This is a genomic window from Oleiphilus sp. HI0132, from assembly GCF_001635845.1.
Genome location: NZ_LWGJ01000337.1, coordinates 1 through 759, shown reverse-complemented (window position 1 = coordinate 759; position 759 = coordinate 1). Strand labels below are relative to the sequence as shown.

The window sequence follows — 759 nt, the reverse complement described above, 5'->3', positions numbered from 1 at the left end:
CGACACTCTGCGAACTGACGAAAACAAGGAAGAGCAAACAAAGATTACGTATCATCCCAATCCTCCGATATACGCAGGAGCTCAGGTTTAACTTGTCGAATCAGCAAGACAGCCGCGCCGGTAACAAAACCTTCTAGGATCATAATCGGTATATGCGCCAATACGGTCGCTTGAGCCGCGAGCACAAACGCCTCTCCAGATAATGCCAGGGAGCCCGCAACTAACAATGTAGTTAGTAGAATCGCACCGGCGCCACCAATCGCGCCCCATATCGCAGCTAAATTTGTGTTCGGAGCAGAGATCCCTCTATGACATACGTAGTACATCAGCACAGCCGGTAGTGCGATATTAAATGTATTGACACCGAGGACAACGAAGCCGCCAAAGCCAAAGAAAACAGCTTGCAACAGCAAGGCAACAAGCAACGCGGGAAAAGCCGCCCAGCCAAGTGCCAGGCCAATCAAGCCGTTTAAAATAAGATGAACACTAGAAAAACCAAGTGGGAGATGGATATATGAGGCAACGAAAAACGCAGCCGATAGTACGCCGACTTGAGGTAAGTGGTCGTAATCGAGCTTCTTTAACCCGATCGCCACCCCCACTACACTAAGTACAACACCAGCTGCTAGAACCGGCGCCGCAAGCGCACCATCAACTATATGCACGTTGGCACCCTCTACTTAAGTTCATGGGCTTGCACCCAAATGACAGCGTCTTGAGACAGCTCTTTACCTTTAAATTTCTTTTGTGGCCCTACGC

1 protein-coding gene is annotated in these 759 nt (G+C 49.7%); it reads right to left on the bottom strand.

Annotated features, from left to right (window positions below):
- Nucleotides 1-44 precede the first annotated feature (44 nt).
- Nucleotides 45-665, bottom strand: a complete 621-nt coding sequence (gene cbiM / locus A3766_RS04185) for a cobalt transporter CbiM (protein ID WP_068510544.1) — start codon at nt 663-665, stop codon at nt 45-47.
- Between the last annotated feature and the right edge of the window lie 94 nt (nt 666-759).